Genomic DNA, 13,567 nt, shown 5'->3' with positions numbered 1-13,567 from the left:
CCGTCGCCGACGCGCTAGCCTCTGCGCAGGTGGAGACGCGCCATGACCGATCACGATCACCACGACCATCATCACCACGACCACGACCACCACCATCACGACCACAGCGAACTCTCGGCCATGGACGCGAGGGTGCGGGCGCTGGAGACGATCCTCGTCGCGAAGGGCTATGTCGATCCGGCCGCCCTCGACGTGCTGATCGAGACCTACGAGACCAAGGTCGGGCCGCACAACGGTGCCCGTGTCGTGGCGAGGAGCTGGGTCGACCCCGCCTACCGTGCCCGGTTGCTCGCGGACGCCACCGCCGCTGTCGCCGAACTCGGCTATGCCGGTCGCCAGGGCGAGCACCTCGTTGCGGTGGAGAATTCGGCCGAAACCCACAATATGGTCGTCTGCACCCTGTGCTCCTGCTACCCGTGGCCGGTGCTCGGCCTGCCGCCGGTCTGGTACAAGTCGGCGCCCTACCGCGCCAAGGCGGTGCGCGACCCGCGCGGCGTCCTCGCCGATTTTGGTGTGTCGCTGCCTGCGGGCAAGGCCATCAAGGTCTGGGATTCGACCGCCGAGATCCGCTACCTCGTCGTGCCGGAACGTCCCGTCGGAACCGACGGCTGGGACGAGGCCCGCCTCGCCGGTCTCGTCAGCCGCGATTCGATGATCGGCACGGGCCTCGCCCGCAGCCCGGAGGCGACGGCATGACCTACGTCACCCATGCCGATCTCGGCGGGCGTCACGGCCTCGGGCCGGTGATGCCGGAGCGCGACGAGCCCCTGTTCCACGCCCCCTGGGAAGCCAGGGCCCTGGCGCTGACCCTGGCCATGGGCGCGACCGGCGCCTGGAACATCGACCAGTCGCGCGCCGCCCGCGAGCAGCAGCCCGGCTATCTCGGCATGAGCTATTATGAGGTTTGGACCGGCGGGCTCGAACGCCTGGTGACCGACCGCGGCCTCGTCACCGAAGCCGATCTCGCCGCCGGCCGTTCTGTCGACCCGGCGAAGTCCGTCCCCCGGGTCCTCACCGCCGAGAACGTCCCGGCCGTGCTGGCGCGCGGAGGCCCGACCGAACGGGAAGCGGCAGGTCCCGCCCGCTTCGCCGTCGGCGAACGCGTCAGGACCGCGAGCATGCCGGCGCCGAAGGGCCATACGCGCCTGCCGCGCTATGTCCAGGGCAAGACCGGCACGGTCACCTATCTGCACGGCGTCCACGTCTTCGCCGACATCAACGCCACCGGCGCGGGCGAGGAGCCCGAATGGCTCTACACCGTGCGGTTCGACGGGCGGGAGCTCTTCGGGACCGAGGGCGACCCCGCATCCAGCGTCTCCGTCGACGCCTGGGACAGCTATCTGAGCCCGGCATGACCCAGACCATCGTTCCCGACCTCGCCGCCCTGCCCCACATCCCCTGTGATGCCGAGGGGCCCGTCTTTCGCGAACCCTGGGAGGCCCATGCCTTCGCTCTCGCCGTGACGTTGCACCAGCGGGGCCTGTTCACCTGGGCCGAATGGGCAGAGACGCTCTCCGGTGAGATACGCGCCGCCCAGGCCGCCGGCGATCCCGATACGGGCGAGACCTACTACAGCCATTGGCTGGCAGCGCTGGAACGGCTGGTGATCGCTAAGGGCGTCACCAGCGCACCGGCCATCGCCGACACCACCGCCGCCTGGCATCGCGCGGCGGAGGCGACCCCGCATGGCCAGCCGATCGTCCTCGACGCGCGGATGTGAGCCGCCTTTTCGTGGGACGGCCTAGGCCATCGCCACCGGCTGCGGCAGATTGACCCAGTCTCTTCCGGGTGAGCATGGTTCGCGCAAGGTGCACCTGCCCATCAGCTCCGCCACATCCCGTCATGCACCCCGCGGAGAGAACCGAGATACCCGACATGCGAGCCCTGCTCATCGCGGCTTTTGCCGCTCTTTCCCTTATGGTTGCCGGCGATGTCCATGCCCAGTCGCGTCAGGACTTCGTCCTGATCAACCGCACCGGCTACACGATCGAGGAGGTCTATGTCAGCCCCTCCCGCGTCACCGCCTGGGGCAACGACGTCCTCGGAGCCGACACGCTGGAAAATGCCCGGCAGGTCACGGTCCGCTTCAACGGCAGCACCACCGAGTGCAGCTTCGACATCAAGGTCGTCTATGACGACAAGGAGACCGCCGAGTTCCGCGGCGTCGACCTGTGCCGCGTCAGCAAGGTCACGCTCTTCTACAACCGTTCGGCCGGCACGACGCGCTTCACGGTCGAATGAGGCGACAGGGTCGGGGCGGGTTCCAGCGAGCCCGCCCCTCGCCCGTCATTTCACTGCGGCAGGGTCGGGACGGGTTCCGATGAGCCCGTCCCGCGCCCGTCATTTCACGGAAGAGAAGGCCGTCGGCGCCAGGAATGAGCTCGCGATATTGGCGACGATCGGCCCGTCGCTCTCGCTCTCGCTGCGCGCGGCGTTCCAGTCCGGATCCTGCTGGAAGGCGACCCACTTGGCCTCGCGCTCGGCCATGGATTCCCATGCCAGCAGATAGGTCAGGTCGTTGTTCGACGGGCCGATCGCCGTGGTGAAGAACCCGGCCTGGCGGATGCCGTGCTTCTCCCAGATCTTCAGCGTGTGATTCTGGAAGCGGGCGAGCAGCTTGGGCAGGCGACCGGGCAGGCAGTTGTAGACGCGCAATTCGTAGATCATAGACTTTCCTTCCCTGATGGGACCACCACCATGCCGTGCGCCGCGGCTCTTGGCCATCGACGCCGGCGAATGGCGGGCTCCTGGGAGAAGGCTCCCGGCGATGGCCGCCGCCTCTAGGCTGCCATCAGGTCCTGCACCGCCTGCCGCAGCAGTGCCTCGTCGGCGGGATTCTGGGCCGGGTTGCCGGCACGGTGGCCCCAGATCGAGGGGATCGGCCGCAGTTCGGCATTCGGCATCATGGCGGTCTCGATGGCGCTGTCGGCCGTGGGAAAATAGAGGTCGGTCTCCGATGGCATGATGATCGACCGCGCGGTGATCGCCCCGAGGGCGCGCGACAGGTCGCCGCCGAAAACCGGATTGTCGGAAATGTCGGAGGCCAGCCAGGTCTCGATCATCGACAGCAGGTCGGCCGGGTCACGTCGCAGGAAATTCGCCTCCCAGCTGCGCACCAGGAAATCCTCCAGCGAGGAGAAGCCGACGGTCCGCCACACCTCCTCCCGGTAGAAGGCCTGGCTCATCGCCCAGCCGGCATAGACCCTGGCGAAGGCACGCAGGCCCTTCACCGGGCGCTCGACGAAGCGGCCGTCGCGCCAGGCGGAATCGGCGGTGAGCGTGGCGCGGATCCCTTCCAGGAACACCCGGTTGTGCGGGCTGGTGCGGGCCGAGGTGCATACAGCGCAGATGGCGCCGACCCGGTCGGGATGGAGCGCGCCCCAGTGCAGCGCCTGCTGGCCGCCCATCGACCAGCCATAGACGAGGGCGAGGCGCTCGATTGCGAAGACCTCCTGCAGCAGCCGCTCCTGTGCCGCGACATTGTCGACATGGGTGAAGACCGGGTCGCGTCCGAGGCCGAAGGGCTCGGCCAGCGTGCTGGGCGAGGAGGAGAGGCCGTTGCCGAACTGGTTCGGGATGATGATGAACCAGCGCGTCGGATCGAGCACCCGTCCCGGCCCGATCAGCCAGTCGATGTCGCTGTGATGAGCGCCGTAGGAGGTCGGGTAGAGGATGGCGTTGCTGCGCGCGGCATTCAGCGTGCCGTAGGTCTTGTAGGCGAGGCGGGCGAGCGGCAGCGTCAGCCCGCGTTGCAGGGCGAAGGACCTGATCTCGAAAATGTCGTGGTCGGCCATCCATCCCCCCTGATCCCGCCGCCACCATAGGCGGGCGGAGCGGAGAAGGGGAGGCTGCCCCGGCCGGGGCAGCCTCCCGCGCGGACCGGGGGGAACGGCCGCGCTGGTCCTCAGCCATGGGCCTGGCTGATGGCTCCGACGTGTTGCGGACTGTCGCAGCCTGTTCCAGATACGGGAGAACGCGTTGGCCGGATCAGCTGCGCAATCCCGGCGCCTCCTGGCCGGTGCGCGCGACATAGTCGGTATAGCCGCCGCCATAGGCATGGATGCCCTCCGGCGTCAGCTCCAGCACCCGGTTGGACAGGGCGGCGAGGAAATGCCGGTCATGCGAGACGAAGAGCATGGTGCCCTCATAGCCGGCCAGCGCCTTGATCAGCATCTCCTTGGTGGCCATGTCGAGGTGGTTGGTCGGCTCGTCCAGGACGAGGAAATTCGGCGGATCGAAGAGCATCCGCGCCATGACGAGGCGTGCCTTCTCGCCGCCTGAGAGCACCCGACAGCGCTTTTCGACATCATCGCCGGAAAAGCCGAAGCACCCGGCCAGCGCCCGCAGCGACCCCTGGCCTGCCTGCGGAAAGGCCTCCTCGAGCCAGCGGAAGACGGTCTGCTCGCCGTCCAGCAGTTCCATGGCGTGCTGGGCGAAATAACCCATCTTGATGCTGGCGCCGAGCGCCACTGTGCCGTCGTCGGGATCGGTCGCGCCGGTGACGAGCTTCAGCAGGGTCGACTTTCCGGCGCCGTTGACGCCCATGATCGCCCAGCGCTCGCGCCGGCGGACCTGGAAATCGAGACCCTCGTAGATCGTGCGGCTGCCGTAGCGCTTGTGGACGCCCTTGAGGGAGACCACGTCCTCGCCGGAGCGTGGCGCCGGCTGGAACTCGAACATCACGGTCTGGCGGCGGCGCGGCGGCTCGACGCGATCGATCTTGTCGAGCTTCTTCACCCGGCTCTGCACCTGGGCGGCATGGGAGGCGCGTGCCTTGAACCGCTCGATGAAGGCGATCTCCTTGGCGAGCATCGCCTGCTGGCGCTCGAACTGGGCCTGCTGCTGCTTCTCGGCGAGCGCCCGCTGCTGCTCATAGAAGGCATAGTCGCCGGAATAGGTCGTCAGCGACCCGGCGTCGATCTCGATGATCTTGCCGACAATGCGGTTCATGAACTCGCGGTCGTGCGAGGTCATCATCAGGGCGCCCTCGAACCCCTTGAGGAAGGCCTCCAGCCAGATCAGGCTCTCGATGTCGAGATGGTTGGACGGCTCATCCAGAAGCATCACGTCCGGCCGCATCAGGAGGATGCGGGCGAGCGCAACGCGCATCTTCCAGCCGCCGGAGAGCTTGCCGACGTCGCCCGCCATCATCTCCTCGGAGAAGCCGAGGCCGGCCAGGACCTCGCGCGCCCGTCCGTCCAGCGCATAGCCGTCGAGTTCCTCGAACCGGCCCTGAACCTCGCCGTAGCGGGTGATGATCTCGTCCATCCGGTCCGCCTGCTCCGGATCGGCCATGGCCGCCTCCAGCGCCTTCAGCTCGGCGGCGACCTCGCTCACCGGCCCGGCGCCGTTCATCACCTCGGCGACCGCGCTGCGGCCGGCCATGTCGCCGACATCCTGGCTGAAATAGCCGATCGTGACGCCGCGGTCGGTGGAGACCTGGCCCTCGTCCGGCGGCTCCTCGCCGGTGATCATGCGGAACAGCGTCGTCTTGCCGGCCCCGTTGGGGCCGACGAGGCCGATCTTCTCGCCCTTCTGCAGGGCGGCAGAAGCCTCGATGAAGACGATCTGCTTGCCGTTCTGCTTGCCGATGCTTTCCAGTCGAATCATGCGCGTCAGAAACCCGAAAACGAAGCTTGCCGGGGCCATACGCGATGTTCCCTCCCGGCGGAAGCCTCATCCCTGCTTTGCACGTGGAGCAGGGCGCCTGGGACAAAGGACAGAAAAGGTCCTTTCCCGACACATCACAGACAGATGAGACAAATTATGACAATTATGTAACACCCGGCTGCAGTGGCTGCCTTGCGGTCGCCATATCGGCTTGCAATCTGACGGTCGACGTCGGAATGACGTCTGTCCAAACCAGACTTGGGATCATGGACGCGGCGGATTGCGGGGAGACTTTTTTGGTGGATGAAGCGCCCGTCGCGGCGATGATCGATGCCGGACGATCGGGCGAGCGCGATGCCGACCAGGGCACGCGGAACCGTGTGCAGTTCGCCGCCCTGCCCTATCGCATCACGGACGAGGGTGAACTGCAGATCCTGCTGATCACCTCCCGCAGCACCCGACGCTGGATCATCCCGAAGGGCTGGCCCATGGGCAAGCGCCCCGCCCACAAGGTCGCGGCGCTGGAGGCTGCCGAGGAGGCCGGCGTCGAGGGCAAGATCGGCAAGCAAGCGATCGGCTTCTATCATTACGACAAGCTGCTCTCCACAGGAGCCGTGGCGCGCTGCCGGGTCGACGTCTATGCGCTCGATGTACGCCGCCAGAACTCCGCCTGGCCGGAGCGCAAACGGCGCGAGCGCCGGTGGATGGACCTGACGGAAGCGGCAAGCATCATCGACGACGGCGAACTCGCGCCGCTGATCCGCGACTTCGCGCCGCAAGCGACCTGACGAGATCGGAGACCAGCCTCGTTCGCCGGACGCACTGGCAGACGTCGCAGGAAATCGGTAAAGGCGGCGCGGGAAATTCCTGTAAAATCGACGGCGCTCCTTTCATGTCGAGCCGAACACCATCATGACCGACCATCGCGTCATCATCGCAGGCGGCGGCATCGGTGGTCTCGTCACTGCCCTGACCCTGCATCAGATCGGCGTGCCCTGCACGGTGTTCGAATCCGTGCGCGAGATACGCCCGCTGGGCGTTGGCATCAACCTGCAGCCCAATGCCGTGCGCGAACTCGCCGATCTCGGCATCGGTGAGGCCGATCTCGACCAGGTCGGCTTTCCCGCGAAGGAATGGGCGCTGGTCGGCCTCAACGGCAATGACATCTATTCCGAACCGCGCGGCCGCCTCGCCGGCTATCGCTGGCCGCAATATGCCGCCCATCGCGGCCGGCTGCACATGCTGCTCCACGAGAAGGTGGTGGAACGCCTCGGCCCGGCGGCTGTCCGGCTCGGTGCGCAGGTCAGGGGCTATCGCAAGGAGGCGGACGGCGTGACCGCCCTGATCACCGCGGCCGACGGCACCGCTTCCGACGAGCACGGCACGCTCCTCATCGGCGCCGACGGCATCCACTCCGCCATCCGGGCGCAGATGCATCCCGATCAGCCGCCCATCCACTGGGGTGGCGCGCTGATGTGGCGGGGCACCAGCCGCGCCCGGCCCATCCGCACAGGGGCATCCTTCATCGGCCTCGGCACCCATCGCCACCGCATGGTGGTCTATCCGATCTCGGCCCCAGACGCCGACGGCCTAGCGACGATCAACTGGATCGCCGAGGTGGTGGTCGACCCGTCCGACGGGTGGAACCAGCGCGGCTGGTTCCGCCAGGTCGGCATCGGCGACTTCATCCATCATTTCGAGGACTGGCGCTGGGACTGGCTCGACGTGCCGGCCCTGATCCGCGGCGCCGACAGCGTCTACGAGAACCCGATGATCGACCGCGATCCCGTCGCCACCTGGCAGGACGGCCCCGTCGCTCTGCTCGGCGACGCCGCCCACGCCATGTATCCGACCGGGTCGAACGGGGCGAGCCAGGCGATCGTCGACGCCCGTGTCCTCGGCGCGGCCATCGTTGCGCACGGCGTGACCCCGGAGGCGCTCGCCGCCTATGATGCGAAGCTCTGCGGGCCCATCTCGCAGGTCGTCCTCCGCAACCGCGGTGCCGGTCCCTTCGGGCTCCTCAACCTCGTCGATGAGCGCTGCGGGGGGACATTCGACGACATCGACACCGTCGTGCCGGCTGCCGAGCGCGCCGCCTTCATGGCCGGCTACAAGGCGGCCGCCGGCTTCGCCGTGGAGCAGCTCAACGCCGCACCGCCGACGATCGCGGCGGGAGCGCGGGCCCGCGCCTCCTAGCCGTTCTGGTCGCGCCTGAGCGTCGGCAGGCCGATCCCGGCGGCGTCGAACCCGCCATCCACCGCCAGCGTCTGGCCGGTGACGTAGCTCGCACCCGGTCCGCACAGATAGACGATGGCGTCCGCCAGTTCCTCCGGCAGGCCGTAGCGGTTGAGCGGGATGGCATCGTGATAGTCGGCGCGGATCTCGGGCGAATGGACCTTCTTGGCCATGGCCGTGTCGACCGGACCCGGCGCCACCGCGTTGACGCGGATGCCGTAGCTGGCGAGTTCAACGGCCATCTGCTTGGTGAGGTGGCCGAGCCCGGCCTTCGACGTTCCATAGGCGACGCGCAGCGTCGAGGCGCGCAGCGACGAGATCGAGGTGATGTTGACGATCGCCCCGCCGGTCTCGCGCATCAGCGGCACCGCCGCCTTGGTCATGATGAAGGGCCCCGTCAGGTTGACCGCCATGACCTCGTTCCAGGCCTCCAGCGGGGTCTCCATCAGCGGCCCGAAATGGGCGATGCCGGCATTGTTGACCAGGGCATCGAGCCGTCCGAAGCGCCCGGCAATGGCGGCAATCGCCGCCTCCGCATCGGCCGGGCGGGAGACGTCGAGCGTCAGGGCAAGCACCCGGTCCGGGGCTCCCGCCGCCGTGGCGGCCGCAGCGAGGACGGCGCCGTTGTTGTCGAGCATGGCGACCGCCCAGCCATCGGCGAGAAAACGCTGCGCCGCGGCAAGGCCGATGCCCTGGGCTGCGCCCGTGATGAGCGCGACGCGCTGTTGATCCTTCGTCATGGGCCCTGTTCCGTCCGGTGGCGACATGCAAACCGTCCAAGGCCTAGCACGAACGCTCGGGCACTGCCTCCGCACCTTCGACAGGGCCGCCCCGTCGCCTTGATGCGGCCGAATTGGGCGCCGTCCACCACGGTTGAGCGGCGGGGCACAACCGGGCAAGGTCGGTGGCCGATTCCGCGCCGGCCACGAGGGACAATTCCTTGCCATTCCGCTTCGTCCACACCGCGGACATCCACCTGGATTCGCCGCTGCGGTCGCTGGCGCTGCGAAACCCCAAGCTTGCTTCCCTGATCGGCGATTCGACGCGGCAGGCCCTGGTGGCGATCGTCGATCTCTGCCTCGACCAGAAGGTCGATGCCCTCGTCATCGCCGGCGACCTCTATGATGGCGACCAGACCTCGATGAAGACGGCGCGTTTCCTGGCGACCCAACTCGGCCGGCTGCATGAGGCAGGCATCGCCGTCTTCAAGATCCGCGGCAATCACGACGCCCTGTCGAAGATCACCCAGGAACTGATCCTGCCGCCCTCCGTGAAAGTCTTCGGCGGACGCGGAGAAGCCGTTGAGATCGCGGGAAAGGGCGTCGGAATCGCCGTTCACGGCATCAGCTTCGCCCGCCCCCAGGCACCCGAAAGCCTGGTGCCGAAGTTCCGCCCCCCCGTGCCCGACGCGGTCAACATCGCCATCATGCACACGAGCCTTGCCGGCTCGCCGGGTCACGACGTCTATGCCCCCTGCGCGCTCCCGGACCTTCACGGCTCCGGCTTCGACTACTGGGCACTCGGCCATGTCCACGCCCGCGCCGAGCATGCCGGTGCCCGGACCGTGGTGATGCCGGGCATGCCGCAGGGGCGGGACATCAACGAAGCCGGTCCGAAATCGGTGTCGCTCGTCACCATCGGCGACGATCGCAGTATCAGTGTCGAGGAATGGCCGACCAGCATCGCCCAGTTCGAGCGCATCCCGGTCGATCTCGGCGGCATCGCCGGGTGGCGCGAGGCGGTCGAGGCGATCGAACAGGCCGTCGGCCGGATGCGGGACCGGATCGAGGCGCCGCATCTGGTGGGACGGTTGATGCTGTCCGGGCGCACGCCGCTCGCCTGGCGGATGCGGCGCGACCGCGACCTGCTGCTGGCGGAGATCGAGCAGCGGCTGGAGGCGGGAGGGCGGACCTGGATCGACAAGATCGACCTCTCCGTCATGGCGCCGGGTCCGGCCGAGGGCGCCGGGTCCGCCGATCCGGTGCGCGAACTCGGCGACCTCATGCGGTCGGACGCGATGCGCCAGCACGGCGTGCGCGAAGCCGTGCGCGACCTCGTCCGCGAGCTGCGGGACGATCTGCCCGGCGATGCCCGCGGCTTCTCGGGCGGTACGGAGGAGGAGTTCGAGGCCTTCGTGGAGACCCTTCTGGGTGAGGCGGGCGAGGACGTGCTGGCGCGCCTCGCCGCGGAACCGGCGGGAGACCGGTGATGCGGCTGCAGCGCCTCGACCTCATCCGCTACGGCCGTTTCACCGACCGCGTGCTCGATTTCGGCGCGGCGCCGGCGGAAGGCCCGGATTTCCACGTCGTCTACGGTCCGAACGAGGCCGGCAAGTCGACGTCGCTGAACGGCTATCTCGACCTTCTTTTCGGCATCCAGGAACAGACCCGCTACGCCTTCCTGCATCCCTATGCGACGATGGAGGTCGGCGCCCTCCTCACCTTCGAGGGCGAAACCCACGAACTCAGGCGGGTCAAGCAGCGCACGGGTTCCCTGCGGGACAGCCGCGGCCAGCCTGTCGCGCCGACCCTGCTCGCCGCCCCCCTCGCCGGCCTGACACGCGACAGCTACCGCATGATGTTCTCGCTCGACGACGAGACGCTCGAAATGGGCGGCGAGGCGATCCTCGACAGCCAGGGCGACATCGGCGAACTGCTGTTCTCCGCCAGCAGCGGCCTCGCCGACCTCTCCCGCAAGCTCGACGCCGTGACCAAGGAGGCCGACGACATCTTCCGCAAGCGGGCGAGCACGACCCGCATCGCCGCGCTGAAACGCCGCCTCACCGACCTGAAGGCCGCCCGCGATCAGATCGACGTCCAGGCGTCGGAACATCAGCGGCTGGCCGACACCCTCGCGCGCGCGGATGAGGCCTATGGCCTCGCCGCCCGTGAACTCGCCGTCTCTCGCGCGCGCGCAGACGAACTCGCCCGCATCCTCCGCGCCATTCCGCTGCGGACCGAGCGCGCGCGCATCCTGGCCGAACTCGCGCCACTCGCTGACCTTCCCGATCCCCCCGGCCACTGGATCGGCACCATGCCGGCGCTTCTGACCCGCGACGCCGCATTGACGGCCCGGGCCGATGCCCTCGACAGGCAGATCGCGGCCCTTGAGGACGCCCTCGCCAGCCCGAAACCCGAAGCCGCCCTCCACCCGCTGGAGGAACGGCTCGCCCGCCTCGCGCAGGAGACGGCGCGCTATCGCACCGCCGCCGAGGATTTGCCGAAACGCCGGAGGGCACTCGCCGAGGCCGACCAGCAACTGCGAACGATCGCCGCCTCGCTCGGCCGCCCGGATGTGACCGATCCCGCCACCCTGGCGCTTCCCGCCGGCCTGATCGGCCAGTTGCGCGACCTGATCGAAGAGCATTCCGGGGTCAGCGCCGCCCTGGCGACGGCGAACCGGGAGTTGCAGGATGCCCGCGAGGCGCAGGCGCGCGCCGAGGATGATCACTGCCGTCTCGCCGCGGCCGGAGCGCTGCTCGCACCCGAAAGGACCGCGGCCCTCGAAGCAGCGCTCGCGCCGGTCCGGCAGGGCGACCTCACCGCCCGGCTCGCCCTGCTGGAACGCGAGGTGGACAAGGACCGCCGCACCCTCTCTGCCGCCATGGCGGCTCTGGCGCCCTGGACGGGACCGCCGGCGGCCCTCGCGACGCTCCCCGTCCCCGACCGCGCCGAGCTCGCCGGCTGGCGGCGCGCCCTCACCGAGCATGCAGCGGAGGCAGCGCGCTCCCGCCGGCAGTTGCAGGATCTCGCCGCCGAGCATCACCAGGCGACGGCCTCGCTGAACGCGCTGCGCGACGCTGCCGGTCTCGTCGACGATGCCGCCGCCACCGCCCTGCGTGGCGCGCGCGAGGCCGCCTGGACAGCCCATCTCGGGACTCTCGACCGCGCCACGGCGGCGACCTTCGAGGCGGCCATGCGGGCGGCCGATGCCGTCGCAGATGCACGCGCCGCCCATGCCGACCGCCTCGCGGAACTGCGCAACCTCTCGGTCGTCGTGGCGACCCGGCAGGCGGCCATGGCGCGGGAGACACGGCACGCGGCGGAGGCCGCCGCAGCGATGGCGCTGTTGCAGGGCACTGTGCTGGCACGTTTCCCAGTGCCGATCGGTCTGCCGGACGACGCCCCCCTCGCTGCCGGCCTCGACGCGATCGAGCGCTGGACGGCGCTCCGCGACAGCGCCCTCGATGCGGCAGTCCGCGCCAAGGACGGCGAGGACCGCCTTGCAGCGGCGCGTGCCGAGGCCGGCAGGGCACGCCGCGATCTGGCCGCCGCCATCGCCGCCATCGGCCTCGAACCCGCGGAACTCGGCCTCGCGGCGCTCGCCCAGACCGCCGAGAACGCCCTGAAGGCCGGGGCCGAGCGCGCCCGCGCCGCCGACATGGCCGCGGCGGCCATCCGCGACCGCGGGGCCGATCTCGATGCGCGGACGCGCCATGCCCGCACCGCCGAAACCGCCATGGCGACATGGCGCGCGGCCTGGGAGACGGCCCTCGCCGCCACCTGGTTCGCCGACCGTGGCGGCAGCACCGGCGCTGTCCGCGCCCTTCTCGACGTGCTCGGGGACCTGCCCGCGACGCTGCGGGCGCGCGACGACGTCGCCCACCGCATCGCCGCCATGGAGGCGGATTGCCGCAGCTTCGTCTCCGACCTAGCCGCGCTGCACGAGGCCCTGGCCGAGCCCTTCGACGACGGCACGGCGCTGGCGGCCGCCGAACGGCTCCTCGGCCGCCACGAGGTGGCCCGGCTGGAACAAAAGATTCAGCGCGACACGCAGGACAAGCTCGCCGCCCTACGCACCGAAAAGCAGGCGCTCGACGCCGAGATGATGGCGCACCAGGCCGAGAAACAGGCTCGTCTCGTCTTTTTCGGCGTCGAAGACCTCATGGCGGTCAATGCCCGCCTGCAGGCCTGTGCCCGGCGCGACGGGCTCGTCGGAGAGGCCGCGAGCCTTGCGGCCCGCATCACCGTGGAGATGCAGACCGTCCCGCTGGAAGAGGCACTCGGCAGGCTCGACAGCGTCGCCGGAGACGGGTTGGAGATCGAGGCCGGCGAGCTCGGCGCCAGGATCACGCAGGGCGAGGCGCGGGCCCGGGAGCTCTATGGCGACCGGACGCTCGCCGCCGAGCGGCTTCTTGCCATCGGCGGCGATGATTCCGTCGCCCGGATCGAGGCCGAGCGCCGCGTCGTCGTCCTGGAGATCGAGGATCTGGCCCAACGCTTCCTGCGGCTGCGCACCGGCCGAATCCTCGCCGACCACGCCCTGACCGCCTATCGCGACCGTCACCGCAGCGCCATGATGCAGCGCGCCTCGGAGGCGTTCCGGCTGATCACCCGCGACGCCTATCTCGGCCTCACGACCCGGGCGGAGAAGGAGCGCGAGGTGCTGATCGCCCTGCCGCGGGAGGGCGGCTCGAAGGCGGCGCAGGACCTGTCCAAGGGCACGCGGTTCCAGCTCTATCTGGCACTGCGCCTCGCCGGCTACGAGGAATTCGCCGCCGTCAGGCCCTCGGTCCCCTTCATCGCCGACGACATCATGGAGACCTTCGACGAGATGCGATCGGAGGAGGTCTTCCGGCTCTTCGGGCGCATGGCAACCATCGGCCAGGTGATCTACCTGACCCACCACCGTCACCTCTGCGACATGGCCGCCCGTATCGTTCCCGGCACGCGCATCCACGACCTGACGCCTTGATCTTGGCAGGATGGCCGCCGCGATGCGA

The 13,567-nt window shown here is 69.3% G+C and carries 12 protein-coding genes; 8 read left to right on the top strand and 4 right to left on the bottom strand.

Features of this window, described 5'->3' with window-relative positions:
* The first annotated feature begins 42 nt into the window (after positions 1–42).
* The 4 genes from nthA (at position 43) to Q8O26_RS12185 (ending at position 2,241) form a co-directional block, all read left to right on the top strand.
* Entirely contained in the window at positions 43–696 is a 654-nt protein-coding gene (gene nthA, locus Q8O26_RS12200; RefSeq protein WP_305575941.1) for a nitrile hydratase subunit alpha, read from the top strand.
* Positions 693–1,355 carry a nitrile hydratase subunit beta gene (nthB, locus tag Q8O26_RS12195; RefSeq protein WP_305575939.1) on the top strand — a complete coding sequence of 221 codons (663 nt, stop codon included), beginning with the start codon at positions 693–695 and terminating at the stop codon, positions 1,353–1,355. The genes nthA and nthB overlap by 4 nt, the downstream gene beginning before the upstream one ends.
* On the top strand, positions 1,352–1,720 hold the full coding sequence (locus Q8O26_RS12190) for a nitrile hydratase accessory protein (protein ID WP_305575937.1): 369 nt from the start codon (positions 1,352–1,354) through the stop codon (positions 1,718–1,720). Before nthB ends, Q8O26_RS12190 begins: the two co-directional genes overlap by 4 nt.
* Before the next feature lie 155 nt (positions 1,721–1,875).
* A complete protein-coding gene (locus Q8O26_RS12185; protein WP_305575935.1) occupies positions 1,876–2,241 on the top strand; it encodes a hypothetical protein in 366 nt (121 codons plus the stop codon).
* A gap of 99 nt (positions 2,242–2,340) precedes the next feature.
* On the opposite strand, the gene Q8O26_RS12180 is transcribed toward Q8O26_RS12185, so the two are convergent.
* From Q8O26_RS12180 to Q8O26_RS12170, 3 genes are all read right to left on the bottom strand, one after another.
* Entirely contained in the window at positions 2,341–2,667 is a 327-nt protein-coding gene (locus Q8O26_RS12180) for an NIPSNAP family protein (RefSeq protein ID WP_296579790.1), read from the bottom strand.
* 113 nt (positions 2,668–2,780) lie between these two features.
* The gene (locus Q8O26_RS12175) at positions 2,781–3,794 is read right to left on the bottom strand and encodes an alpha/beta fold hydrolase (RefSeq protein WP_305575931.1); all 1,014 of its coding nucleotides are present in this window, start codon (positions 3,792–3,794) and stop codon (positions 2,781–2,783) included.
* 193 nt (positions 3,795–3,987) lie between these two features.
* Complete coding sequence (locus Q8O26_RS12170) at positions 3,988–5,610, bottom strand: ABC-F family ATP-binding cassette domain-containing protein (protein WP_305575929.1); 1,623 nt, start codon at positions 5,608–5,610, stop codon at positions 3,988–3,990.
* A 299-nt stretch (positions 5,611–5,909) separates the two neighbouring features.
* On the opposite strand from Q8O26_RS12170, the gene Q8O26_RS12165 reads away from it, so the two are divergent.
* Together Q8O26_RS12165 and Q8O26_RS12160 are read left to right on the top strand one after the other, a co-directional pair.
* Complete coding sequence (locus Q8O26_RS12165; protein ID WP_305575927.1) at positions 5,910–6,398, top strand: NUDIX hydrolase; 489 nt, start codon at positions 5,910–5,912, stop codon at positions 6,396–6,398.
* 124 nt (positions 6,399–6,522) lie between these two features.
* Positions 6,523–7,806 carry a flavin-dependent oxidoreductase gene (locus Q8O26_RS12160; protein WP_305575925.1) on the top strand — a complete coding sequence of 428 codons (1,284 nt, stop codon included), beginning with the start codon at positions 6,523–6,525 and terminating at the stop codon, positions 7,804–7,806.
* Here Q8O26_RS12160 and Q8O26_RS12155 read toward each other — a convergent pair.
* Positions 7,803–8,585 (bottom strand): SDR family NAD(P)-dependent oxidoreductase, encoded by a 783-nt coding sequence (locus tag Q8O26_RS12155; RefSeq protein ID WP_305575923.1) that lies wholly within the window; start codon positions 8,583–8,585, stop codon positions 7,803–7,805. The genes Q8O26_RS12160 and Q8O26_RS12155 overlap by 4 nt on opposite strands.
* A 200-nt stretch (positions 8,586–8,785) precedes the next feature.
* On the opposite strand from Q8O26_RS12155, the gene Q8O26_RS12150 reads away from it, so the two are divergent.
* Together Q8O26_RS12150 and Q8O26_RS12145 are read left to right on the top strand one after the other, a co-directional pair.
* On the top strand, positions 8,786–10,054 hold the full coding sequence (locus tag Q8O26_RS12150; RefSeq protein ID WP_305575921.1) for a DNA repair exonuclease: 1,269 nt from the start codon (positions 8,786–8,788) through the stop codon (positions 10,052–10,054).
* Positions 10,054–13,539, top strand: coding sequence for an AAA family ATPase (locus tag Q8O26_RS12145; RefSeq protein ID WP_305575919.1), 3,486 nt, complete (start codon positions 10,054–10,056; stop codon positions 13,537–13,539). The genes Q8O26_RS12150 and Q8O26_RS12145 overlap by 1 nt, the downstream gene beginning before the upstream one ends.
* Positions 13,540–13,567: the final 28 nt, after the last annotated feature.

Source organism: Phreatobacter sp., assembly GCF_030691135.1.
Taxonomy (GTDB): Bacteria; Pseudomonadota; Alphaproteobacteria; order Rhizobiales; family Phreatobacteraceae; genus Phreatobacter.
Note: the sequence above shows the minus strand (reverse complement) of the source record. Positions and strands in the feature narration are given on the sequence as shown.